This is a genomic window from Variovorax sp. 160MFSha2.1 (assembly GCF_048305075.1).
Classification (GTDB): Bacteria; Pseudomonadota; Gammaproteobacteria; order Burkholderiales; family Burkholderiaceae_C; genus Variovorax; species Variovorax guangxiensis.
Genome location: NZ_CP157624.1, coordinates 6,702,282 through 6,725,875, shown reverse-complemented (window position 1 = coordinate 6,725,875; position 23,594 = coordinate 6,702,282). Strand labels below are relative to the sequence as shown.

General features: G+C 67.5%; 22 protein-coding genes and 2 pseudogenes. 11 read left to right on the top strand and 13 right to left on the bottom strand.

The features are described from left to right. The first annotated feature begins 80 nt into the window (after positions 1-80). Positions 81-1,055, top strand: coding sequence for a LysR family transcriptional regulator (locus ABL838_RS31165; protein ID WP_418123471.1), 975 nt, complete (start codon positions 81-83; stop codon positions 1,053-1,055). Here the strand turns inward: ABL838_RS31165 and ABL838_RS31160 are convergent. From ABL838_RS31160 to speD, 3 genes are read right to left on the bottom strand one after another with little or no spacing between them, the layout of a single operon-like run. After that, the gene (locus ABL838_RS31160; RefSeq protein ID WP_418118539.1) at positions 997-2,397 is read right to left on the bottom strand and encodes an aminopeptidase P N-terminal domain-containing protein; all 1,401 of its coding nucleotides are present in this window, start codon (positions 2,395-2,397) and stop codon (positions 997-999) included. The two genes, ABL838_RS31165 and ABL838_RS31160, sit on opposite strands and share 59 nt — an antisense overlap. After that, on the bottom strand, positions 2,394-3,107 hold the full coding sequence (locus ABL838_RS31155; RefSeq protein ID WP_418120540.1) for a nucleotidyltransferase family protein: 714 nt from the start codon (positions 3,105-3,107) through the stop codon (positions 2,394-2,396). Before ABL838_RS31155 ends, ABL838_RS31160 begins: the two co-directional genes overlap by 4 nt. A 20-nt stretch (positions 3,108-3,127) precedes the next feature. Next, positions 3,128-3,508: an adenosylmethionine decarboxylase gene (gene speD / locus ABL838_RS31150; RefSeq protein ID WP_019653741.1), complete on the bottom strand. Its 381-nt coding sequence runs from the start codon at positions 3,506-3,508 to the stop codon at positions 3,128-3,130. Positions 3,509-3,652: 144 nt separating this feature from the next. Between speD and ABL838_RS31145 the strand changes: the two genes are divergently transcribed. Next, entirely contained in the window at positions 3,653-5,755 is a 2,103-nt protein-coding gene (locus ABL838_RS31145; protein WP_418123469.1) for a transketolase family protein, read from the top strand. A 51-nt stretch (positions 5,756-5,806) separates the two neighbouring features. Continuing rightward, positions 5,807-6,808 carry a type I glyceraldehyde-3-phosphate dehydrogenase gene (gene gap, locus ABL838_RS31140; protein WP_418123467.1) on the top strand — a complete coding sequence of 334 codons (1,002 nt, stop codon included), beginning with the start codon at positions 5,807-5,809 and terminating at the stop codon, positions 6,806-6,808. Positions 6,809-6,874: 66 nt separating this feature from the next. Here gap and ABL838_RS31135 read toward each other — a convergent pair whose 3' ends face one another. The 3 genes from ABL838_RS31135 to ABL838_RS31125 all read right to left on the bottom strand — a co-directional run bounded on the left by ABL838_RS31135 (position 6,875) and on the right by ABL838_RS31125 (position 8,573). After that, a complete protein-coding gene (locus ABL838_RS31135; RefSeq protein ID WP_418123466.1) occupies positions 6,875-7,471 on the bottom strand; it encodes a hypothetical protein in 597 nt (198 codons plus the stop codon). A gap of 25 nt (positions 7,472-7,496) precedes the next feature. Next, positions 7,497-8,057 (bottom strand): hypothetical protein, encoded by a 561-nt coding sequence (locus ABL838_RS31130; RefSeq protein WP_418123465.1) that lies wholly within the window; start codon positions 8,055-8,057, stop codon positions 7,497-7,499. Between the two features lie 207 nt (positions 8,058-8,264). After that, complete coding sequence (locus ABL838_RS31125; protein WP_369660301.1) at positions 8,265-8,573, bottom strand: putative quinol monooxygenase; 309 nt, start codon at positions 8,571-8,573, stop codon at positions 8,265-8,267. A 117-nt stretch (positions 8,574-8,690) separates the two neighbouring features. On the opposite strand from ABL838_RS31125, the gene ABL838_RS31120 reads away from it, so the two are divergent. After that, positions 8,691-10,016, top strand: coding sequence for an Nramp family divalent metal transporter (locus ABL838_RS31120; protein WP_369660302.1), 1,326 nt, complete (start codon positions 8,691-8,693; stop codon positions 10,014-10,016). 7 nt (positions 10,017-10,023) lie between these two features. Here ABL838_RS31120 and ABL838_RS31115 read toward each other — a convergent pair whose 3' ends face one another. The 3 genes from ABL838_RS31115 to ABL838_RS31105 form a co-directional block, all read right to left on the bottom strand. Further along, positions 10,024-10,353 (bottom strand): protealysin inhibitor emfourin, encoded by a 330-nt coding sequence (locus ABL838_RS31115; protein ID WP_184639197.1) that lies wholly within the window; start codon positions 10,351-10,353, stop codon positions 10,024-10,026. Next, entirely contained in the window at positions 10,350-11,426 is a 1,077-nt protein-coding gene (locus ABL838_RS31110; RefSeq protein WP_418123463.1) for a M4 family metallopeptidase, read from the bottom strand. Before ABL838_RS31110 ends, ABL838_RS31115 begins: the two co-directional genes overlap by 4 nt. Before the next feature lie 101 nt (positions 11,427-11,527). After that, positions 11,528-12,457, bottom strand: a complete 930-nt coding sequence (locus ABL838_RS31105) for a LysR family transcriptional regulator (RefSeq protein ID WP_418123461.1) — start codon at positions 12,455-12,457, stop codon at positions 11,528-11,530. Between the two features lie 122 nt (positions 12,458-12,579). On the opposite strand from ABL838_RS31105, the gene ABL838_RS31100 reads away from it, so the two are divergent. The 3 genes from ABL838_RS31100 to ABL838_RS31090 all read left to right on the top strand — a co-directional run bounded on the left by ABL838_RS31100 (position 12,580) and on the right by ABL838_RS31090 (position 15,161). Then, positions 12,580-13,671, top strand: a complete 1,092-nt coding sequence (locus tag ABL838_RS31100) for a tartrate dehydrogenase (protein WP_418118531.1) — start codon at positions 12,580-12,582, stop codon at positions 13,669-13,671. 73 nt (positions 13,672-13,744) lie between these two features. Further along, positions 13,745-14,752 (top strand): Bug family tripartite tricarboxylate transporter substrate binding protein, encoded by a 1,008-nt coding sequence (locus ABL838_RS31095; RefSeq protein ID WP_418123460.1) that lies wholly within the window; start codon positions 13,745-13,747, stop codon positions 14,750-14,752. A gap of 118 nt (positions 14,753-14,870) precedes the next feature. After that, complete coding sequence (locus tag ABL838_RS31090) at positions 14,871-15,161, top strand: YciI family protein (RefSeq protein ID WP_093195879.1); 291 nt, start codon at positions 14,871-14,873, stop codon at positions 15,159-15,161. Here the strand turns inward: ABL838_RS31090 and ABL838_RS31085 are convergent. Together ABL838_RS31085 and ABL838_RS31080 are read right to left on the bottom strand one after the other, a co-directional pair. Continuing rightward, positions 15,158-16,231 carry a pirin family protein gene (locus ABL838_RS31085; protein WP_418123459.1) on the bottom strand — a complete coding sequence of 358 codons (1,074 nt, stop codon included), beginning with the start codon at positions 16,229-16,231 and terminating at the stop codon, positions 15,158-15,160. The two genes, ABL838_RS31090 and ABL838_RS31085, sit on opposite strands and share 4 nt — an antisense overlap. Before the next feature lie 167 nt (positions 16,232-16,398). Next, on the bottom strand, positions 16,399-16,815 hold the full coding sequence (locus tag ABL838_RS31080) for a VOC family protein (RefSeq protein WP_184639211.1): 417 nt from the start codon (positions 16,813-16,815) through the stop codon (positions 16,399-16,401). 174 nt (positions 16,816-16,989) lie between these two features. Here ABL838_RS31080 and ABL838_RS31075 point away from each other — a divergent pair. Beyond that, positions 16,990-17,884: pseudogene (locus ABL838_RS31075) on the top strand (IS630 family transposase); the annotation flags it as partial. A 180-nt stretch (positions 17,885-18,064) separates the two neighbouring features. Here ABL838_RS31075 and ABL838_RS31070 read toward each other — a convergent pair. Beyond that, entirely contained in the window at positions 18,065-18,991 is a 927-nt protein-coding gene (locus tag ABL838_RS31070; RefSeq protein ID WP_418120539.1) for a 2-hydroxyacid dehydrogenase, read from the bottom strand. 3 nt (positions 18,992-18,994) lie between these two features. Then, the gene (locus ABL838_RS31065) at positions 18,995-20,749 is read right to left on the bottom strand and encodes a dihydroxy-acid dehydratase (protein ID WP_418123457.1); all 1,755 of its coding nucleotides are present in this window, start codon (positions 20,747-20,749) and stop codon (positions 18,995-18,997) included. A gap of 383 nt (positions 20,750-21,132) precedes the next feature. Between ABL838_RS31065 and ABL838_RS31060 the strand changes: the two genes are divergently transcribed. From ABL838_RS31060 to ABL838_RS31050, 3 genes and pseudogenes are all read left to right on the top strand, one after another. After that, positions 21,133-21,801 carry a haloacid dehalogenase type II gene (locus tag ABL838_RS31060; RefSeq protein ID WP_418118527.1) on the top strand — a complete coding sequence of 223 codons (669 nt, stop codon included), beginning with the start codon at positions 21,133-21,135 and terminating at the stop codon, positions 21,799-21,801. Positions 21,802-21,991: 190 nt separating this feature from the next. Then, positions 21,992-22,711: a cupin domain-containing protein gene (locus ABL838_RS31055; protein ID WP_418123455.1), complete on the top strand. Its 720-nt coding sequence runs from the start codon at positions 21,992-21,994 to the stop codon at positions 22,709-22,711. Further along, positions 22,708-23,279: pseudogene (locus ABL838_RS31050) on the top strand (NAD(P)/FAD-dependent oxidoreductase); the annotation flags it as partial. The gene ABL838_RS31055 and the pseudogene ABL838_RS31050, both read left to right, overlap by 4 nt. Positions 23,280-23,594 lie beyond the last annotated feature (315 nt).

The window sequence follows — 23,594 nt, the reverse complement described above, 5'->3', positions numbered from 1 at the left end:
TGGAAGGTATTTGCGCGATTGCTTTGGAAAAAGCCTGTTGGAGCGAATGCTTTATGAAGCCAGTCTTCATAATGGCCGCCATGTCGCCCGAACTGCTGCCCGCTATCGCCGCCTTCGCCCGCGTGGCGCATCACGCCAGCTTCACGCGCGCCGCGCAGGAGCTGGGCCTGTCGCCATCGGCCCTTTCGCAGACCGTGCGCACGCTGGAGCAGAAGCTCGGCGTGCGCCTGCTGGACCGCACCACGCGCCGCGTCGGCGTGACGGAGCTGGGCCAGCAGTTCCTCGCGGGTGCGCAACAGGGCCTGGCCGCGCTCGCGCAGGCGGTCGAGGGCATCGACGAGGCGCGCGACAAGCCCGCCGGCCTGCTGCGCCTGAACGTCTCGCGCGTGGCGGCCGAGCTCCTCTTCTTTCCGCACTTCGGCGCGTTCGCCGATGCCTACCCGGACATCACGCTCGAGTTCGTCTGCAACAACCGCATGGTCGACCTGGTGGAAGGCGGCTTCGACGCCGGCATCCGCCTGGGCGAAAGCCTCGCGCAGGATGTGGTGGCCGTGCCGGTGGGCGGGCCGCTGCGCATGGTGACGTACGCGGCGCCGAGCTACCTGAAGGGGCGCAAGCCGCCGCGCACGCCCGAGGACCTGCGCGAGCACCGCTGCCTGAACTACCGCCTCACCACGGGCGGCCTCTATCGCTGGGAGTACGCGCAGGATGGGCGCGTGCTCGACGTGGAGCTCGCAGGCCCGCTCGTCAGCAACGACGCAGACCTGCTGCTCGCGGCCGCGCGTTCGGGCGCGGGCATTGCCACATCGTTCGAAGGCGCGGTGCGCGAAGACTTCGCCAGCGGCCGCCTCGTGCCGCTGCTGGAGCCCTGGTGGCCGACCTTTCCGGGCTTCTATCTCTACTACCCGAGCCGCGCACAGATGCCGCGCAAGCTGCGGGTGTTCATCGACTTCCTGCAGGCGCGGCACGCGCCGCCGCCGGTGTCGCAGCGGGCGGTCAGGCCCGCATCAGCGCCTCGATCTCGTCCGCCTTCACCGGCACGCCGCGCGAAATGAGTTCGCAGCCGGTGGCGGTGACGATCGCGTCGTCCTCGATGCGAATGCCGATGTTGTGGAACTGCTCGGGCACGCCCTCGGCGGGACGCACGTAGATGCCGGGCTCCAGCGTGAGCACCATGCCGGGGTGCAGGATGCGGCTGGGGCGGTTCTTGATGACTTCGTTCGACAGCGGGTCCTTGCGCTCGCTCACCTCGCCCACCTGGGTGGGCTCGACGTAGCTGCCGCAGTCGTGCACGTCCATGCCGAGCCAGTGGCCGGTGCGGTGCATGTAGAACTGGAAGTAGGCGCGCTTGTCGATCACGTCGTCGACGCTGCCGACCTTGTTGGCATCGAGCAGGCCGAAGTCGAGCATGCCCTGCGCGAGCACCCGCACCGCCGCGTCGTGCGGGTCGTTGAAGCGGTTGCCGGCCCTGGTGGCGGCAGCCGCCGCGTCCTGGCTGGCGAGCACGAGGTCGTACAGCGCGCGCTGCGGGCCGCTGAACTTGCCGTCGGCGGGGAAGGTGCGGGTGATGTCGCTGGCGTAGCCGTCGAGCTCGCAGCCGGCGTCGATCAGCACCAGTTCGCCCTTGCGCACGGGCGCGGCGTCGGCACGGTAGTGCAGCACGCAGGCATTGGCGCCTGCCGCGACGATGGAGTAGTACGCCGGATATTGCGAGCCGCCGAGGCGGAATTCATGCAGCAGCTCGGCGTCGAGGTGGTACTCGCGCGCATCCTTGCCTTCGCGCAGCATGCGGGCCGACAGCTGCATCGCGCGCACGTGCGCGCGGGCGCTGATCTGCGCGGCGCGGCGCATGATGTCCTGCTCGTGCGCGTCCTTGACCAGGCGCATCTCGTCGAGCGGGCCGCACAGGTCGCGCTGCTCGTCGGGGCACAGCGCGCCATAACGCACTCGCGCGCGCACCGACTGCAGCCAACCGTCGACGCGGCTTTCCAGGCCCTTGTGGATGGCGAAGGGAAACCACACGGTGGCGCGGTTCTCCAGCAGCTTGGGCAGCTTCGCGTCGAGTTCGGTGACCGGGAACGCCTCGTCGACGCCCAGCGCCGCGGGCGCCGCGTCGGGCCCCAGGCGGTAGCCGTCCCAGATCTCGCGCTCGATGTCCTTGGGCGCGCAGAACAGCGTGGCGCGGCCGTCGCCCGCCAGCACCAGCCAGGCATTGGGCTCGGTGAAGCCGGTCAGGTAATAGAAGTAGCTGTCGTGGCGGTAGAGGAAGTCGGTGTCGCGGTTGCGCGGCCGCTCGGGCGCGGTCGGGATGATGGCGATGCCGTCCTTGCCGAGTTGCGAGGCGAGGCGCGCGCGGCGCTCGGCGTAGATCGTGGTGGCGATGTCTGCTGCGGTCATCTTGTTGGCGTGTTCAGTTGGGCGAGCCGTTCGGGGGTTCCCACATCGGTCCAGGGGCCGGTGTAGAGCTCTGCGCTCACGAGTTCATTGTCCATCGCGGCGCGCAGGATCGGCGCCAATGGGGCCTTGCGGCCGGCCGGGTTGCCGCCCGGGATGTCGCAGTAGGGCGGTGCGAAGAGCGCGGCCCGGTACAGGCCGATGGTCGAGAAGGTGTACTTCTCGGCGGCGGTGTTGAGCGCGAGGCCCTCCGGCGAGAGGCCGAAATCGCCCTTCGGGTTGTGCGCGGGGTTCGGCACCAGCCAGAGATGCGCGAGCCTGCCGCCGGCCATGAAACGGTCGACCGAGGCCTGCGTGAAGGCGAATCCGGGCGCGAACACGTCGCCGGCCGCGACCCAGAACACGTCGCCCAGCAGGGGCAGCGCGCGCACGATGCCGCCGGCCGTCTCCAGCGCGCCGCCGAAGTCGCGGCCCTCGTCGGAGTATGAAATCGATAGCGCAGAAGGCCCGGCCAGCTTGGGATTCAAACCGAAGCGATCTGAAATCTGCGCGCCCAGCCAGTCGGTGTTGACGACCAGTTCCGTGAATCCGCCGGCGGCCAGCGCTTCCATCGGCCATTGCATCAGGGGCTTGCCGTGTACCTCCAGCAGGGGCTTGGGAGTGCTGTCGGTCAGCGGCCGCATGCGCTCGCCGCGCCCGGCGGCCAGGATCATGGCGCGCACCGCGTTGCCGCTCACGCCGCGACCCGTCCGCGCTGCAGTTCGTTGCGCTCGCTGTGCCGGGGCTGGAACAGCGACACCAGGCACTCCATCAGCGCATGCGCCTTGGCCGAGTGGTCGCCGCTGAAGTTGCAGACGTACACATCCAGCGTCACGCCGCGCTGCTCGGGCCAGGTGTGGATGCACAGGTGCGATTCGGCCAGCAGCACCGTGGCCGTGACGCCGCCCGGCCCTTGCGGCGTGGCCGGGAAGCCGTGGATCAGCTTGCCCACCGCCTGCAGCCCGGCGGCCGCCACCGCCTTGAGGCAGACGGCCCCCAGCGCGTCGCGGTCGGTGAGCCACTGGGGGCCGCATTGGCAGTCGTGGAGGTCGGCGGTGAGGTGCAGCCCGTGCATGGGTGGCAACTCTAGCAGTCCGCCTGACGCACAAGAACATCGGAAGGGTGTTCAGGCCGTATCGGGAGCGTCCGGGGCTCGCCCGGTAAAATCGCGGGTTCTCCCCACCCCAACCCCTCTTTTCCCTCCGAAAGTCCACCGCACATGGCAAACCACGCCCTGATGGCCAACGCAATCCGCGCACTGGCCATGGATGCCGTCCAACAAGCAAATTCCGGACATCCGGGCGCACCGATGGGCATGGCCGACATGGCCGTCGCACTCTGGGGCGATCACCTGCGCTACAACCCCGCCAACCCGCACTGGTTCGACCGCGACCGCTTCGTGCTGTCGAACGGCCACGCCTCGATGCTGCTGTACTCGGTGCTGCACCTGACCGGCTACGACCTGCCCATCGGCGAACTCAAGAACTTCCGCCAGCTGCACAGCAAGACCGCCGGCCACCCCGAGGTGGACGTGACCCCGGGCGTCGAGACCACCACCGGCCCGCTGGGCCAGGGCATCACCAACGCGGTGGGCTTCGCGCTGGCGGAGAAGCTGCTGTCGGCCGAGTTCAACCGCAAGGACCACACGGTGGTCGACCATCACACCTACGTCTTCCTGGGCGACGGCTGCATGATGGAAGGCATCAGCCACGAAGCCTGCGCGCTGGCCGGCGCCTGGCACCTGAACAAGCTGATCGCGCTGTACGACGACAACGGCATTAGCATCGACGGCCAGGTCAAGCCCTGGTTCATCGACAACACCGAAGAGCGCTTCAAGGCCTACGGCTGGAACGTCATCGGCCCGATCGACGGCAACGACGCCGCTGCGGTGTCCAAGGCCATCGCCAAGGCCAGGAAGGAAGAGTCGAAGCCCACGCTGATCGTCTGCAAGACCGTCATCGGCAAGGGCAGCCCGAACCGTGCCGGCACCGCCAAGGCGCACGGCGAGGCGCTGGGCGCGGAAGAAATCGTGCTCACCCGCGAAGCCATCGGCTGGCCCTACCCCGCCTTCGAGATCCCGGCCGAGGTGTACGCCGACTGGGACCACAAGGAAGCCGGCGCCAAGACAGAAGCCGAGTGGAACGACAGGTTCGCCGCCTACGCCGCCGCCTACCCCGAGCTGGCCGCGGAGTTCACCCGCCGCATGAAGGGCGAGCTGCCCAAGGACTTCCACCAGGTCGCGTTCGACACCGTGGTTGCCGCCCACACCAAGGCCGAGACCGTCGCCAGCCGCAAGGCCAGCCAGCTCGCGCTCGAAGCCTTCACCGCCGCGCTGCCCGAGATGCTCGGCGGCAGCGCCGACCTGACTGGCTCGAACCTCACCAACACCAAGAGCACGGCCGCCCTGCGCTTCGATCCGAAGACCGGCTCGGTGGTCATGAACGTGCCGGCCGTTCCTGCCAAGCTGGGCGCTGAAGACGAAGCCAAGCCCGAAGCCCCGGCCGAAGCGCCGCACGGCACCATCGGCCGCCACATCAACTACGGCGTGCGCGAGTTCGGCATGGCCGCCATCATGAACGGCGTGGCGCTGCACGGCGGCTACATCCCCTACGGCGGCACTTTCCTCACCTTCAGCGACTACAGCCGCAACGCCATCCGCATGGCCGCGCTGATGAAGCGCCGCGTGATCCACGTGTTCACGCACGACTCCATCGGCCTGGGCGAAGACGGCCCCACGCACCAGTCGATCGAGCACGCCGCCTCGCTGCGCCTGATCCCGAACCTCGACGTCTGGCGCCCTTCGGACACCGCCGAGACGGCCGTGGCCTGGGCCGTGGCGCTGCAGAACCAGTCGCGCCCGACCGCGCTGCTGCTGAGCCGCCAGAACATCGCCTACTCCCCCAAGAGCGAGCTCGGCGACATCAGCCGCGGCGCCTACGTGCTCTCCGAGCCGGAGAACGTCGGCCTCAAGAACAAGAAGACGGCGGCCGTCATCATCGCCACCGGCTCCGAAGTGCCGCTCGCGCTGGCCGCCCAGAAGCTGCTGGCCGAGAAGAAGATCGCCGTGCGCGTGGTGTCGATGCCCTCGACCACCACCTTCGACCGCCAGGACCTGGCCTACAAGAAGGCCGTGCTGCCCAAGAAGCTGCCGCGCATCGCCGTGGAAATGGGCTGCACCGGCGGCTGGTGGAAGTACGGCTGCGCGGCCGTCGTCGGCATCGACACGTACGGCGAATCGGCGCCGGCGCCGGTGCTGTTCAAGCACTTCGGATTCACGGCGGAGAACGTGGCCGCCACGGTGGAAGCGGCGCTGCGCGACTGAGTCCTTTCGCCGGATCACGACAACAGTTTTTCAACCTTAGGAGCAAGTCAGATGGCTATCAAACTCGGTATCAACGGCTTCGGCCGCATCGGTCGCAACGTGCTGCGCGCAGCCGTGCAGAACTTCAAGAACGACATCGAAATCGTCGCCATCAACGACCTGCTCGAGCCCGACTACCTGGCCTACATGCTCCAGTACGACTCGGTGCATGGCCGCTTCAAGGGTGAAGTGACGGTCGAGGGCAATACGCTGATCGTGAACGGCAAGAAGATCCGCCTGACGCAGGAGCGCGACCCCGCGCAACTGAAGTGGAACGAAGTCGGCGCCGACATCGTGCTCGAGTCGACCGGCCTCTTCCTCACCAAGGAAACCGCGCAGAAGCACATCGATGCGGGCGCCAGGAAGGTGATCCTGTCGGCACCGTCGAAGGACGACACCCCCATGTTCGTCTACGGCGTGAACGACAAGAAGTACGCCGGCGAAGCCATCATCAGCAACGCCAGCTGCACCACCAACTGCCTGGCCCCGCTGGCCAAGGTGCTGAACGACAAGTGGGGCATCAAGCGCGGCCTGATGACCACCGTGCACGCCGCCACCGCCACGCAGAAGACCGTGGACGGCCCGAGCAACAAGGACTGGCGCGGCGGCCGCGGCATCCTGGAAAACATCATCCCGTCGTCGACGGGCGCGGCCAAGGCCGTGGGCGTGGTGATTCCCGAGCTCAACAAGAAGCTCACCGGCATGAGCTTCCGCGTGCCGACCTCCGACGTGTCGGTGGTCGACCTGACGGTCGAGCTGGTAAAGGAAGCCACGTACAAGGAAATCTGCGCCGAGATGAAGGCACAGAGCGAAGGCGCGCTCAAGGGCGTGCTGGGCTACACCGAAGACAAGGTGGTGGCCACCGACTTCCGGGGCGACCCGCGCACCTCGATCTTCGACGCCGAAGCCGGCATCGCGCTCGACGGCACCTTCGTGAAGCTCGTGAGCTGGTACGACAACGAATGGGGCTACTCGAACAAGTGCCTCGAAATGGTGAAGGTCGTCTCTAAGTAAGACTTCACGGCCTCGACGAAAAACGCGCCCTCGGGCGCGTTTTTTTATTTGAGCTCCTGCTCGCCGTTATCGCAGCTTCTCGTTCCTGCGGACCTCGCTGCTCAGCTGCGAGGTCAACCGCGTCGCGGCCCTTCGCGCCGCCAACCCGAAGTCGCCCTTGAACTCCCCGAACTCGGCCGTGCCGTTGCCCACGGCGCGCACGCGCGTGACCTCGGCGCCTGCCGCATCGGTCACCACGCACGAGACCTCGGCCGTGAACGAGGTCGGCGGCCAGCTGATCCATGAGGACGAGCTCGAATCGGTCCTGATGCGCGGCGAGAACACCAGCGACACGCCCGCCGCCTCGTTGGCCTTCGCGTCGCCGGCGGTGCGCAGAACGACGACGTCGCGGTAGACGGCGCGCAACGCGTCGCGTATCGACTTCTCCAGGTCGCGGTACGGGTAGTAGCTCACGCGGTCGCCGCTGCCGCCCGGGGTGACCACTTCCAGGTCTCGATCCGCATCGGTCATCACGTAGGCGACCTTCTTCGGGATGAGGTGCGCCTGGGAGCGAGCCGGCGCGGTCTCGGTGATCATGGTGATCGGGTGCACGCAGCCGGCGAGCAGCAGCAGTGCCGACAGCGCCATGGTCACCGGCAGAGAAGAAGAAAAGGGGAACTGCATCGAAGCGCCTCCTGACCTCTGGGGATCAACGGCCGATGGCCGCCACGAACTGCGGGTCGGCGTACACCTGCCGCAGCAGCGCACGCACGAGGCGCGGATACGCGGCCTGCCCGGCGGGCACGGCGACGATGCTCGCGTAGCTCGAATCGAAGGCGGTCTCGGCGCGGTAGGTCTTGCGCAGGCGCTGCGTGGTGTCGCGCGTGACGGTGATCTCCACGTCCATGCGGCCCGTGCCGTTGATCACGCCGAGGTCGATCTCGTTGACCAGCACGCGTGCCGCGATGCGCGTGGGCGCCTTCGGGTCGTAGACGGAGATCTCGCTGAGGTCGCGCATCATCGCGTCCTGCAGGTACTGCGCGAAGCTGCCGCTGGGCGACAGCAGCCTGGCGCTGCGCAGGCGCACGGTGTTGACCTTGTCCTCGGCACCGGTGGGCTGCGCCTTCGCGAGGGCCACCGGGCCGGGGCGCGTGGCTTCCAGCTTGTCGAGGGTCTCGTAGTCGGCGGCGTAGGGCGGCGCCAGCAAGGGCGCGCAGCCGGTGGCCAGAACGGCGGCTGCCAGCGCGCCGGGCAAGAGCAGGCTGCGCAAACGCCAACCCTGCTGCGAACTAAAGATCGCCATCCCTTCGATCCCCTCTCTGCATCTTCACGAGGCCCGCGATGCATGCATGGTGCATCGGTGGCGCGTGCTCCCGGCGCGACGGTAGCACGCATCGCGCGGCGCGCGAATGCGTGATGCCGCGAAACCGGAAGGTGCGCGACGGGAGCGGAAAGGACGAACGGACTAAGACGGGCCTCAGACCGGCTCGAGCACGTGGATCAGCTTGCCCGCGGTGAGCTCCTTCGTCTTCTCGCTGTGCGCCTTCATGTGCGGCGCGACCGCGTGCGCCTGCAGGTGCGCCAGCGTTTCCCACTTCTCGATCACGACGAAGGTGTCGGGGCCGAAGCTGGCCTTCGACGTGGGGATGCCCTGCGCATCGACCGTGGCGCCGTACTCGATGCAGCCTGCCTCGGCCAGCACGGCCGCGCGGTTCTCGGCGAAGGCTTCGAGCAGCCTGGCGCGCTGGCCCGGCTTGGCGGTGATGACGGCGACGACGTGGATCATTGAAAAGTCTCCGGTTGGATGAGTGGTGAATGACGACGGTCGAATCTAAGAGATTCGGCGCGGCAGTGCCGGTCAGGTCCGCGACAACTCCGCGGCCTTGTCCCTATCATCGCCTGCATGTTCTTCCCGCTCCCTCGCACGGCCACCGCGCCCTTCTGCCCTTCCGAAGTCAAGGGCAGCGTCGCCGTCCCGCAGGAACTGCCCTTCTTCAAGAAGCTGATGCGCTACGCGGGCCCGGGCCTGCTGGTGTCGGTCGGCTACATGGACCCGGGCAACTGGGCCACCGACATCGAGGCCGGCTCGCGCTTCGGCTACGGGCTGCTGTTCGTGGTGCTGCTGGCGAGCCTGTCTGCCATGCTGCTGCAGACGCTGTGCGTGCGGCTGGGCATCGTCGCACGCAAGGACCTGGCGCGCGCCTGCCGCGAGCACTACTCGCCGCGCGTCAACCGCCTGCTCTGGCTGGGCGCCGAACTCGCCATCGTGGCCTGCGACCTCGCCGAGGTGCTGGGCAGCGCGCTCGCACTGCACCTGCTGTTCGGCGTGTCGATTCCGGTGGGCATCGGCATCACCGCCTTCGACACGCTGCTGGTGCTGGGCCTGCAGGGCGCGGGCTTCCGGCGCGTGGAGGCCATCGTGCTGGGGCTCGTCGGCACCATCGCGGCCTGCTTCGTCGTCGAGCTCGCGATGTCGCCGCCCAACTGGTTCGGCGTGGCGATGGGCTTCGGCCCGAGCCTGGAGCGGCTGCACCAGCCGGGCGCGCTGTACCTGGCCATCGGCATCGTCGGCGCGACGGTGATGCCCCACAACCTGTACCTGCATTCCTCCATCGTGCAGACGCGCCTGATCGCCGACACCGAGCCCGCGCGACGCGAGGCGGTGCGCTTCTGCACGCTCGACGCGGTGGTGTCGCTCTCGCTCGCGCTGCTGGTCAACGCGGCGATCATGGTGCTGGCGGCCAGTGCCTTCCACGCCACCGGCCACCGCGAGGTGACGGAGATCGACGACGCCTACCGGCTGCTGGAGCCCATCGTCGGCAGCGCCATCGCGGCCACGCTGTTCGGCATCGCGCTGCTGGCTTCGGGCCAGAGCTCGACCTTCACCGGCACCATCGCGGGCCAGATCATCATGGAAGGCTTCCTCGACCTGAAGATCCCGTGCTGGCAGCGCAGGCTCATCACGCGTGCGCTGGCGCTGGGCCCGGCATGGTTGGGCGTGTGGTGGTTCGGCGACGGCGGCGTGGGCAAGATGCTGGTGCTCAGCCAGGTGGTGCTGAGCTTCCAGCTGCCGTTCGCGATGTGGCCGCTGATCCGCTTCACCAGCAGCCGCGCGCTGATGGGCGGCTTCGCCAACGGGCCGGTGGTGAAGTCGCTCGCGTGGCTGCTGTTCGGCGTGATCGGCGCGGCCAACGTGTGGCTCATTGCCTCCGTGGCCACGGGCAATTGAGCCGGCTTCAGGGCGTGCCCGCGTCCTTCCACAGGTGCACCAGCGCTTCGGGCGCCTCGGCTTCCGGCACTTCGAAGCTCACGGAGATTTCCTCGGTGCCCTGCACCAGCACCTCGACCCGATAGAAGCGCTGGTCGCCGCCGCTCACCGTCGCGCCGGGCTGGCCGGCATGGGGCACGGCGCTTTGCAGCGCGTCGCCGATCTGCTGGCGCAGCGCGTCGGTGCAGTCGCCGAGCTGGAAGCTGCGCGGCCGGGCCAGGCCCGGCAGGTAGGCCAGCCCGCCTTCGCGCGTCACGCGCACGACGGTGGCTTCATCGAGCGGCGGCAGGCGGATCATGGCTCGGTCACTCCGGTGGCCAGCCATGCATCGGCCACGGCCTTGTGCACCGCGCTGCCCGCGCCGAAGCGACGCGACGCCATCTCGATGCTGAGCGTGGCGAAGGCCGCGAAGTCGGCGTCCGCGCGCAGGCGCCTGTCGCGCAGCGTGTCGTACCAGACGCGGCCCACGCCCTCCCACGCCGGTCCTTCCACGGCAACGGCAGCCAGGTAGAAGGCGCGGTTCGGAATGCCCGAGTTGATGTGCACGCCGCCGTTGTCCTGCGTGGTGGAGACGAAGTCCTTCATGTGCGCGGGCTGCGGGTCCTTGCCGATCACCGGGTCGTCGTAGGCGGTGCCGGGCTCGGCCATCGAGCGCAGGGCCTTCGCCTTCACGCTCGGCATGAAGAGCCCGGCGCCGATCAGCCAGTCGGCCTGCCGCGCGGTCTGCTTCAGCGTGTGCTGCTTCACCAGCACGCCGAACACGTCGCAGATCGATTCGTTCAGCGCGCCGGGCTGCCCCTGGTAGACGAGCGCGGCCTCGTGGTCGATCACGCCGTGGGTGAGTTCGTGGCCGATGATGTCCACCGCGATGGTGAAGCGGTTCATGACCTCGCCGTCGCCATCGCCGAACACCATCTGCGCGCCGTTCCAGAAGGCGTTGTCGTAGTTCCTGCCGTAATGCACGCTGCCGGTCAGCGGCATGCCCGCGCCGTCGATGGAGTCGCGCCCGTACACGTCGTGGTACAGCCGCCATGTGGCGCCGAGGTGCTCGTAGGCTTCGTCGGCCGCGATGTCGCCGGTGGCGGGCTTGCCTTCGGTGCGCACCAGCCTGCCGGGCAGCTCGGTCGTGTGGCCCGCATCGTGGACGGCGCGCTCGGGCGAATCGGGCCGCGCTGGGCGCACCGGCGTGCCGGTGATGTTCGAGACCGCCGCCGGCGGCACCAGGCCGCGCAGCGCGCGATGTTCGCGGTCGATGGTCAGCGTGTTGGCGGCGCAGTCGCTCAGCGGCGGGCTGGCGCTTTCGGCGAGCCGGCTCAGCAGGTACGGCGGCACGAAGGCGGGGGGCAGCATCTGCGGGTCGCGCGAGGGCATGGCAGGCCTTTCTCCAGGTGTCTTTCACGGGTGTCGAACGGGTGTCGACGGTTCCGGAACACCGTAGCAGAAACACAGGCTCGCCCCTGTCGGATCGAGCCTCAAGCCCTGGGCGGCATGTCGTCTTTGCCCAGCGCAGCGGCCATGAAGTCGACGAAAGTTCGCACGCGCGCCGACAGCTGGTGGCGCTGCGGATACACCGCGTAGATGTCGGCGTCGGGCGTGCGGTAGGCGGCGAGCACCTGCACGAGGCGCCCGCTGCGCAGGTAGCGCGCGATGTCCCACTCGGCGCGCATCAGGATGCCGTGGCCGTCGAGCGCCCAGTTGACCGCGATCTCGCCGTCGTTGGTGCTGAGCATGCCGCGCGTCTTCACCGCCTCGGTGCGCTGCGCGCTGCCGCGCCCGGTGCTCAGCCGCCAGATGCCGTAGCCCTCGTCGCCCTGTCGGATGCCGATGCAGCGATGGCGCGTGAGGTCGTTGGGCACCTTGGGCTGTCCGGCGCGCGCGAGGTAGGCCGGCGAGGCGCACAGCAGGCGCCGGTTCGACGCGATGCGCCGCGCGATCACGCGGGCCTCGGGCGGCGCGCCGAAGCGGATGCAGACGTCGAAGGCGTCTTCGGTCAGCGGCGGCGGGTTCACCGAGAGCTGCAGCTGCACTTCGACCTGCGGATGCTTCTTCGCGAACTTCGAGATCAGCGGCGCCACGTGGCTGCGTCCGAAGCCCAGCGTGGCGTTCACGCGCAGCAGGCCTTGCGGCTCGCCCTTGGCGCCGCCCAGCAGCTGCGCCATGTCGTCGATCTCGCCGAGGATGCGGCGCGCGTGCGCCACGTAGAGCTCGCCTTCGGGCGTGAGGCTCATGCGCCGCGTGGTGCGGTTCACCAGCGTGACGCCCAGGCGCGATTCCATCTGCGCGAGCCGCTTGCTCACCGCGGGCGTGCTGATGCCGAGCTCGCGCGCTCCGGCGCTCAGGCTGCCGCTGGCCGCGAGCGTGGAGAAGAAACCAAGGTCGGCGGGCTGTACCGGGGCTGCCATGGTCGATCCGATTGTTGAATTCAGGTTAACGATGGATTCACTTCCGGCGTGAATCGTTCGACGCGGCCGATCCTACAGTGGGAGCCCGACAGAGCACCTACACACGAAGAAGGACATCGACGATGAGCAGCTACAGCATTGCAACCATTCCCGGCGACGGCATCGGCAAGGAAGTGATACCCGCAGGCCGCCAGGTGATGGAGGCGCTGGCCGAGGCCTCGGGCGGCGCGCTGAAGTTCAGCTTCGAGGACTTCGGCTGGGGCGGCGACTGGTACCGCGCGCACGGCGAGATGATGCCGGCCGACGGCCTCGATGCGCTGCGCGGCAAGGACGCGATTCTTTTCGGCTCCGCGGGCGATCCGCACATTCCCGACCACATCACGCTGTGGGGCCTGCGCCTGAAGATCTGCCAGGGCTTCGACCAGTACGCCAACGTGCGGCCCACGCGCATCCTGCCCGGTATCGACGCGCCGCTGAAGCGCTGCAGGGCGGAAGACCTGAACTGGGTGATCGTGCGCGAGAACTCCGAGGGCGAGTACGCCGGCGTCGGCGGCCGCGTGCACCAGGGCCATCCGATCGAGGCCGCCACCGACGTGAGCATGATGACCCGCGCGGGCGTGGAGCGCGTCATGCGCTTCGCCTTCGGGCTGGCGCGCTCGCGCCCTCGCAAGCTGCTCACGGTGGTCACCAAGAGCAACGCGCAGCGCCACGCGATGGTGATGTGGGACGAGATCGCGCTGCAGGTCTCCAAGGAGTTCCCCGACGTGAGCTGGGACAAGGAGCTCGTGGACGCGATGACCGCGCGCATGGTCAACCGGCCCGCCACGCTCGACACCATCGTCGCCACCAACCTGCACGCCGACATCCTCAGCGACCTCGCGGCCGCGCTCGCGGGCAGCCTGGGAATCGCGCCCACCGGCAACATCGACCCGCAGCGGCGCTACCCGTCGATGTTCGAGCCCATCCACGGCTCGGCCTTCGACATCATGGGCAAGGGGCTCGCCAACCCGGTGGGCACCTTCTGGTCGGTGGTGATGCTGCTGGAGCACCTGGGCGAGGCCGAGGCCGCGCGCCGCGTGATGGCAGCGGTGGAGCACGTCACGGCCAACCCCGCGCTGCACACGCGCGACCTCGGCGGCAACGCGACCACAGAGCAGGTGACGCGCGCGGTGTGCGCGCACATAGCGGCCGAGCCGCTGCGGCTGGCGGCCTGATCCGCCCCGAGATTCCACGGTATCCGCGCGCCTCGAAGCGCGCGCCGCAGAACAACGAGCCGGAGACAAGACCATGAACGCTTCCTTGAACGCGCGTCCGTATCGGCGCACCTTGCTGCAGGCCGCAGCCATCGCAATGGGACTGGGCACCACCGCATTCGCCTTCGCGCAGTCCACCCCTGGTTGGCCAGCGCGGCCGATCAGCCTCGTCGTGCCCTTTCCCGCCGGCGGCACCACCGACGTGCTGGCCCGCGCGCTGGCCGACAGGCTCTCGCAGTCGCTGGGCCAGCCGGTGGTGGTCGAGAGCAAGCCCGGCGCCGGCGCCACGCTGGGCGCCGACTACGTGGCGAAGGCAAAGCCCGACGGCTACACGCTGCTGATGGGCGCGGTGCACCACACCATCGCCACCAGCGTCTACAGGAAGCTGCCCTACGACTTCCAGAAGGACCTGGCGCCCATCACCGTGGTGGCGATGGTGCCGAACGTGCTGGTCGTCAACGCCGTGAACACGCCCGCGAAGAACGTGGCCGAACTGGTGGCGCTCGCCAAGGCCGCGCCCGAGAAGCTGGCCTACGGCTCCAACGGCAACGGCACGGCGCAGCACCTGATCGGCACGCAGTTCCAGGCCAGCACCGGCGCGAAGCTGCTGCACGTGCCCTACAAGGGAAGCGGGCCGCTGACCACCGACCTGCTCGGCGGGCAGGTGGCGATGTCCTTCGACACCATCACGCCGGTGCTGCAGCACATCAAGGGCGGCAAGCTGCGCGCGCTGGCCGTGACCACCGCGCGGCGCTCGTCGGTGCTGCCCGAGGTGTCGACGCTGGAGGAAGCGGGGCTCAAGGGATTCGACATCGGCACCTGGTTCGGCGTGCTCGCGCCCGCGGCCACGCCGAAGGAGATCGTGGCGCGGCTGAACGCCGAGATGGTGAAGATCATCCATTCGCCCGACTTCGCGCAGCGCATGCAGGCCATCGGCGCCGAGCCGCTGGGCGGCACGCAGGAAGAGATGGCGCGGCAGATCCGCGAGGAGACGGCCAAGTTCGCGAAGCTGGTGAAGGAAGGCGGCGTGGCGATCGAATAGCGCCGCAGCGAATGGCGGCCGGCGGCGTGCAGGCGGTTACGCACGCGCACACCTGCGTTCAGCGGCCGGGTCGCCGAGGCCATAGGATCAGGGCTTCCGAAATCACCGCCACCCGCCCATGTTCATCGTCACCCTCACCTACATCCGTCCGCTCGAGGAAGTCGATGCGCTGATGGATGCGCACATGGTCTGGCTCAAGAAGCACTACGAAAGCGGTCTTTTCGTGGCCTCGGGCCGGCAGGTGCCGCGCCAGGGTGGGGTGATCCTCGCGCGCTCGGGCGACCGCGAGGGCCTGGAGGCGGTGCTGGCGCGCGACCCCTTCGTGCAGGGCGGGGTGGCGCGCACCGAAGTCATCGAGTTCGTGCCGCGCATGACGGCGCCGAGCGTCGAGATCCTCAAGACTTTCTAGGCCGGCTTTCCAGCCGCTTCCGCCGGCAGCTCCTCGCGCCCGCCGGGATGCCGGGCGAAGCGCGGCGCGTCGTGGCCGTGCACCGGCGCCGGGTCTTTCCAGGGCCAGCCGCCGAACTGGGTGCGGCGGTAGTCGGCCATGGTCTGGCTGATCTCGGCCTGCGTGTTCATCACGAAGGGACCGTACTGCGCCACCGGCTCGGCGATCGGGCGGCCCTGCAGCACCAGGAACTCCGCGGTGTCCGCATCGCCGTTGGCGATCTCGACGGCCACGTCCGCGCGCAGCTCGATGGCAGCCGGGCCCTGCACCTGCTCGCCGCCGACCAGCGCCGTCGCACCCTTGAAGAAGTACAGCATGCGCCGCGTGCCCTCGCCGGCGGCGGCGGGCAGCGTCCACTGCGCGCCGGGCGTCATCTTCAGCGTCCAGATCGCCACGTCGGCATCGGCTTGTGCGGCCCAGGAGTCGGGCGGAGGGGCCAGCGGCTGGATCGGGGCCTGCGCGTCGCCGCCGAGCCGGCCCGCGATCACCGCGACCTCGGTGCGGCCGCCCTTCGCGTCGTCGGAAACGAAGCGCGGAATGGCCTCCGACCAGAACATCGTGAAGTGCGGCTCGGCCATCTTGTTCCTGGCGGGCAGGTTGAGCCAGATCTGGAACAGTTCCAGCGGGTTGGCCGAGGCGGCGTCGAGCAGCGGGAACATCTCCGAATGCACGATGCCCTTGCCGGCGGTGAGCCACTGCACGTCGCCGCCGCCGAAGCGCGCGGTGGCGCCCAGCGAGTCGGAGTGGTCGACAAGGCCCTTGCGCACGATGGTCACGGTCTCGAAGCCGCGGTGCGGGTGCGAGGGAAAGCCCGGCACCGTCTCGCCGTGGTACATGCTCCAGCCGTCCTTGCGGCTGAAGTCCTGGCCCATCTGGCGGCCGGCCAGCGAGGCCTCGGGGCCCATGCGGCCGTTGGCCTTGGGGTAGGCGTCGTCGTGGTAGACGCAGAAGAGAAACGGGTCGATCGTCTGCCACGGAAAGCCCAGGGGGGCGATCCGCACGATGGGGCTCTTGCTGTTGTTGCCGGTCATGGCGCTGCTAATCCTTTCCAGGTGGGACGCGGCCGATGATGCCGCGCCGGTGCCTGGAATATCGGGGCGCCGCCGCCTCGTGGTAGGTGCCTTGCGTGCAACGGTGAAGAGCGCGTATGGAACGATGGGCATCGGTCGTCCTTCTCTTCCGGCGGCCTGCCGGCGCCTTACTGCTTCGGCATCTCGGCGTTCGGGTCCATGTAGACCAGCTCCCACAGGTGGCCGTCGATGTCCTGGAAGCCGTGGCCGTACATGAAGCCGTAGTCCTTCGGCTCGGTCGGCGTGGTGCCGCCGGCGGCCTTGGCCTTGGCTACCAGTTCGTCGACCTCGGCGCGGCTCTCGCACGAGAGGCACAGCAGCACTTCGGTGCTCTTGGCGGTGTCGGTGATGCTCTTGGTGGTGAAGGTCTTGAAGAACTCCTCGACCAGCAGCATCACGTGGATGCTGTCCTTCTGGACGACCATGCACGCGGCATTGGCGTCGGTGAACTGCTCGTTGAAGGTGTAGCCCAGCGCGGCGAAGAACGCCTTGGTCTTGTCGAGATTCTTGACGGGGAGGTTCACGAAGATCTGCTTGGTGGCCATGGTGTCGTCCTGTCGATGAAGAAAAGAAGTGGGTTGTGGAGATGTTTTCCGGCGTTTTGTGTACGCCGTCCACAAACGATATCAAATCAAATGGACGGCGTCCACATCTTTTTTCGACGCCGGTTGGCAACGGGGAACAAAGCCGTGGACCGGGGAAAAAAGCGGAGGACCGCGATGAGAACAGGCAGGCCGAAGGCAGAGCTGGTGTTGAGTGATGACGAGCGAATGCAGTTGCAGTCGTTCGCGCGCAGCCGCTCGCTGCCTGCCGCGCCGGGCAATCGCGCACGTCTGGTGTTGGCCAGCGCCGAGGGCGAGCCGAATAGCGCGATTGCCGAACGGCTGAAGATGACCAAGCAGACGGTGGGCAAATGGCGCACGCGGTTCATCGAGCGGCGCATTGCCGGGCTGTACGACGACGTGCGCCCGGGCCAGCCGCGCACGATCGACGACGAACGCGTGGCGCATCTGATCAAGACGACTCTGCACACCAAGCCAGCCAACGGCTGGACGCACTGGAGCGTACGTACGGTAGCCGCCGAGACCGGCATCTCCAAGACCAGTGTGCAGCGCTACTTCCAGCTCTTTGGCCTGCAGCCGCACCGCAGCGAGAGATTCAAGCTGTCCAACGACCCGTTCTTCATCGAGAAGCTGCGCGATGTGGTCGGCCTGTATCTGAGCCCACCGGACAACGCGTTGCTCATCTGCGTGGACGAGAAGAGTCAGTGCCAGGCGCTGGAGCGCACGCAACCCATGCTGCCGATGGGGTTCGGCTATGTCGAGGGCTTCACCCACGACTACAAGTGCCATGGCACGAGCACGCTGTTCGCGGTTCTTAAGGTGCTCAATGGTGCGGTGCTCGCGGCATGCAAGCCGCGTCATCGGCATCAGGAGTTCCTGTCGTTCCTGCGTGAGATCGGCGAGGCCGTGCCGCTTGAGACTCGTGCAACGCATCGATCGCTTCGTCGCTGCCTACAACACCGAATGCCAGCCCTTCAAGTGGACCGCCACCGCCGACTCGATCCTTGAGAAGCTGCATCGACTTTGTTCACGTATCAGCGGGATAGGACACCAGCGCAGCGCAGGCCACAAGAGGTTTCAGGGCCGGGCTCTGCGGCCCGCTCACTTGCGGGAGTTGGGGCGCATCCTGAGGCAGGACAAGCCGCTCCCCCAGGGATGTAGATCCTGGCGGCGCCGCGCGCATCGCCGGGGTGGAGGGCAAAGCCCGGTTCAGGATCGCGTCTACACGCGCTCAATAGCCACGCGACCGGTCGACGACGTTCAGGAGCGGCTCGTCGCGTTGGTGGCGGCGAAGGTTCTCGAGCAAGATGGGTGCGGCTGTCTCAGGCTGAGTCATGCTCGCCACGTGGGGGGTCAGGAACACACGCGGATGGGTCCAGAAGGGATGTTCCGCCGGCAGCGGCTCGGGGTCGGTCACGTCGAGGATCGCACGCGAGAGCCGCCCCGAATCCAGTGCCTCGACGAGATCCGCATCCACGAGGTGCGGACCGCGGCCGACATTGATCAATGCCGCGCCGGAAGGCAGTGCGGCAAAGAGCTTGCGATCCAGGATGCCCTTGGTGGCCGGAGTGAGCGGCAAGAGGCAAATCAGGACGTCGCAGCTTTCGAGAAAAGACTGCAACTGATCATCACCGGCGAAACTCTCCACGCCCTTCAACTGGCGCGAAGATCGGTTCCATCCACGCAACCTGAAGCCATACGAGGCCAGCCGTTTCAGTACGGCAAGTCCGAGCACACCCATGCCCATGACGCCGATGGTGCGGGCCGAGGCAGGCGGCACCTCGAGCGCGTTCCAGGTGCGCGCGGTCTTCGCTGCGACATAGTCGAACAAATCGCGATGAAGGGCAAGGACAGCGAGACTCACGTACTCCACCATCCCGTTGATGATCCCAGGCTCCACCATACGCACGATGGGGATATGCGCCGGGACGGCGGTGAAGTCGACGTGGTCGATGCCGGCGCCCGAGGAGAACAGCACCTTCAACCGGGGCAGCGAAGCGAGCAACTCGGCCGGCGCTTGCCAGGCGATCAGATACTCGATCTCGTGAAGGTTTCCGGCGTTGGGCCAGACTCGGAAGTCTAGGTCTGGGGCATGTTGGGCGAAGTAGCGCGCCCAGGCTGCAGCGCGCGGTGCGTCCGAGCGGTAGAGGATGCTCATGGGTTACCAGCCTCCCACCCAGCCGTCGAATAATCCCTCCGGCAGCGTCTCTTCATTGGCGCCGCGAAGGAAGTCGAAGTCGCAGCCGAGATGCGCCTGCTCCACATGCTGGTCGTAGAGCTTGCGGTAGCCGCGCGCATGCACGCGCGGCGGGGGCTGCCACTCCTTGCGTCGACGCTCGAGCTCCTCGGGTGCCACGCAGAGTTGCAGCCGGCGCGCGGGGACATCGAGCTCGATGATGTCGCCATCGCGCACCAAGGCGAGCGGACCGCCGATCGCAGCCTCGGGGGAAACGTGTAGCAAGGCCGCACCGTAGGCGGTGCCGCTCATGCGCGCATCGGAGATGCGCAGCATGTCACGCACGCCGCGCTCGAGCAGCTTGCGCGGGAGCGGCAGCATGCCCCATTCCGGCATCGCGGCGCCCACCGGGCCGGCGTTGCGCAGGATCAGCACGCTGTGCTCGTCGATGCCCAGGGCGCGGTCGTCGATGCGGTCGGCAATGGTCTGCACATTCTCGAACACCACCGCGCGGCCGCGATGGCGAAACAGCTTCGGGTCGGCGGCACAGGCCTTCATCACGGCGCCATCCGGTGCGAGATTGCCCTTCACCACGACCAGGGTCTCGCCGGGCTTCACCGGATTGTGCAGAGGCCGGATGACCTCTGCGTCGAGCACCTCGGCGGTTTCGATGATCTCGCCGATCGTGCGCCCATCGATGGTCCGCGCGTCCAGGTGCAGTAGCGGCTTGAGCGTCTTGAGCAGGGCGGGCACGCCGCCGGCCGTCATCAGCCGTTCGGTCAGGTGCTCGCCAGCGGGCTGGACATTCGCGATGAGCGGCACGCGGCGCGCGATCTCGTCGAAACGGTCCAGAGTCAACGGCACGCCCACGCGGCCGGCGAGCGCCAGCAGGTGGATGATGGCGTTCGTCGAGCCTCCCACCGCGCACAGCAGCGTGATAGCGTTGTCGAAGGCTCGCGCGTCGAGGATTTCCTCCGGGCGGGGGCCGCCTTCGGAAGCCAGATGCACGCTGCGGCGACCTGCTTCGCGAGCGCAGTGGCTGCGACGGCGGTCGGCCGCAGGCACCAGGCTGCTGCCGGGCAGCGCAACGCCCAGCGCTTCGCAGATCGCCGACATCGAAGAGGCGGTGCCCATCTCGGCGCAATGGCCCACCGTGCCCATGACGCTGCGCTCGAAGGACGCGAAGTCGCATTGGGACTCGCCGGCGCGCAACTGGTCGATCAGGCGCCACACCCCCGTGGCGTTGGCCAGCTGGCCACCCGTGGCCGAGCGCGGCGTCGCGGGGCCGCTCGCCAGGAAAACGAAGGGGGTCCTGGCGCTGGCCGCCCCCATGAGCAAGGCCGGCTGCGTCTTGTCGCAACCACCGAGCAGCACCACCGCGTCGAAGGGATAGCCGCGCAGGGTTTCTTCCACCTCCATCGCGAGCAGGTTGCGAAACGGGAACGAGGTCGGCTTGATGATGTTCTCGCTGATCGACATCAGCGGAATCTCGAAGGGGATGCCGCCGGCCTCCAGCACGCCCGTGCGCACCTCCTCTGCGAGTGCCCGCAGATTGAGGTTGCAGGGATTGATGTCGGACCAGGTGTTGAGGATGCCCACCACGGGTCGCGTCATGAGGTCTTCGCGGCTCCATCCGGCCGCGGCCAGGGTGGAGCGGTGCACGAAGCCAGGCAGGTCATCCTTGCGGAACCAGCGCGCGCTACGCAGCGGCCGGCTTTGCGAAGTCTTGTTGTCACTCATGGGATCGATCTCCAAAGAATTGGAGAGATGCTAGTTGCGAGGCTCTCGATTGCCCTGCCGTTTACGCCGGGGCATTCGGCACGAATGCCTCGGCCTTGGCCATGCAATTGGCAGATTCCGATGGATACCGCCCGAATGCGGGCGGTGCGCAGGGTGGCAAGCCGGGCAGAGAAGCACTGGCTCGTCGCGAGTGCGGCACAAACGAGCCGCGCACCTCGCCATTTCCATTCTTTGCTGCGCCGCGGCCACGCCGAACAGCAACATCTTTGGTGCCCGCTGCGTAGCATTTGACGCACCGAAATCGACCGCTTCGTACCTGCTCGATCCCGCATTTCCCGCCGCGCTTCGACCTTCTTTCATCCACCCTTCCAGGAAACCCCGTCATGACCTTCCGCCCCAAGTACATCACCTTCGACTGCTACGGCACGCTGACCTACTTCCCCATGCACCAGGTGGCGTACGACATCTATGGCGACCAGTTGCCGCCCGAGCAGATGCGCGTGTTCGTCAAGGAGTTCGCCGACTATCGCTTTGACGAAGTGATGGGTGACTGGAAGCCCTATGCCGAGGTGCTCAAGTCGGCGGTGTCCCGCGTGTGCAAGCGCCACGGCCTTGTCTACCGCGACGAGGACGCTCTGAAGTTTTACAACGCCGTGCCCACCTGGGGGCCGCACGCCGACGTGCCGCATGCACTGACGCGCGTGGGCAAGAAGATCCCGCTGGTGATCCTGTCGAACGCGATGAACGAGCAGATCCATTCCAACGTCGCCAAGCTCGAGGCACCGTTCCACAAGGTGTACACCGCGCAGGATGCCCAAGCCTACAAGCCGCGGTTCGCGGCCTACGAGTACATGCTGGACCAGCTCGGTTGCGGGCCGGAGGACATCCTGCATGTGTCGGCCAATCCGCGCTACGACATCTTTCCGGCCGACAGCCTAGGCATCAAGAACAAGGTCTTCGTCAACCGCGGCCACGAGCCACGTCCCAACGAAGCATTCAACTTCGCGGAGATCCGTGACATTAACGGTCTGCCCGCCTTGGTCGGCCTGTGAACCCGTGCTCTGCACCCGCTTACTAGAGTCCGAGTAGGCGCACATCCACTTCCGGCCTGGAATCCCTATACGCCCTTCGGGTACTACGCGCGTCGGGTACTGGCCGTGAACAGGGAATCGAAGATTTCGATGCACAGAATCGATTGACAGTTTTTGCAGTAAACACATCGCGCGACGCGCAGGAGCAATCATGACCGTGGCCCTAGTGCTGCATCGCGCCGGCGGCGCACCCGTATCAACCGTCTTCCGCAGGGCACCGTTCGGCAAGGATGATCCTTTTTCGCGGCATCGCGAGATTGCGTGGGAAGGACCGGACTCGATGATCTCGGGTCGCGTCAGTTTCATCGGTGAGCTCGAAGTCGCAAGCTTTCCCCACATCGAAACCATTGTCGTGGTCGAAGGTGAGCTGACCCTGACCGTCGCCGGGGAGGCTCCGCTGGTGGTCGGCCCACAAGCGGGGGCTGTCATCGGTTCCGGTACCTCGCTCCATATCCAAGCCGGATCTCGCGTTCGTTTCGTGTTTTGCGCGGCCGGTTGCGATCGGCCGACGAAACGCGGCCTCTTCCCTCTGCACGCCGACGCCAACTTCAAGCCCACCGCCACGTTGCCCGCGGAAGTATTACTGAGTCCCTCGCCGGAGTGTCGCAGCGACAAAGTCTTTGCCGACGACGCGGCGCAGTACCTCGCGGGCACCTGGGACTCGACCCCTTACCACCGGATCGTTCGCCCGCATCGCATGAACGAGTTCATGCATCTCCTGGACGGCAACGTGCAGTTCGCAGCGCCTGATGGCGGCGTGCTGTCGGCGGGCGCGGGCGATGCGGTTTTCGTGCCCCAGGGTGCACTGATCGGTTGGGAAAGCCGCGATCGCGTCGCGAAGTTCTACGTCGTTCAGAGCGCCCGGGACTGAATGGGCGACGAGATTCACCACGTCTCCTCCGCTGCGCCACATCCAAACTCCCGTAACTCTGCCGGCCTCGGCTGACGCCGCCGTGATCGGCGGCGGCATCATCGGCGTCTTCGCCGCCTACTACCTGGCCAAGCGCAGCGTTTCCGTGGTCTTGGTCGAAAAGGGCAGGATCGGCGCCGAACAATCGAGCCGCAACTGGGGCTGGTGTCGGCAGCAGAACCGCGATGCTCGCGAACTGCCATTGGCGAGCAAGAGCCTTGACCTGTGGGAACGATTTGCGGTCGAGAGCGGTGAAGACACGGGTTTCATCGCTGCGGGCAGCCGTATCTCAGCAATGATGAGGCCGAAATTTCCCGCCGGGCCAGTTGGCGCGATTTTGCGAGAACCGCAGACGTGACGACCCACATGCCGAGCGGCCGCGAGGCGACCGAGCGCGGGCGTGCAACCGGCCGCCCTTGGGGGTGGCGTGTTCTCGCCCAGCGACGGCACTGCCGATCCTGCCAAGGCGGCGCCGGCCGTGGCCGCTGCGCCCATGAAGCGTTTCGGGGCCTCGGCCATGAGCACCTGCGTGACGTAGTCTGAGGCGATCACAGTGAAGTGTCGTCGCGCCGTGGGCGGATTGAACTCGGGCTGCACACCCAGTGTGGTGTCGGGACATTCGGCATGCGGGGATCACGCTGGCCACCCGTCACCGCGATGATCTTGACTTGAGCGGCGTCGGCGCGGGGCTTCGACGCCGCATCGAACGTCAGGTCGAGCAGCCCCGCCGCGACATCCGCTGCTGCCGCAGACGTCGACTTGTACGGAACGGGATCGTGCCAGTCCGGAAGTTAGTTCACCGGGGGCACCGGGAAACTCGGTGATGCGACCGCGATTGCGAGAG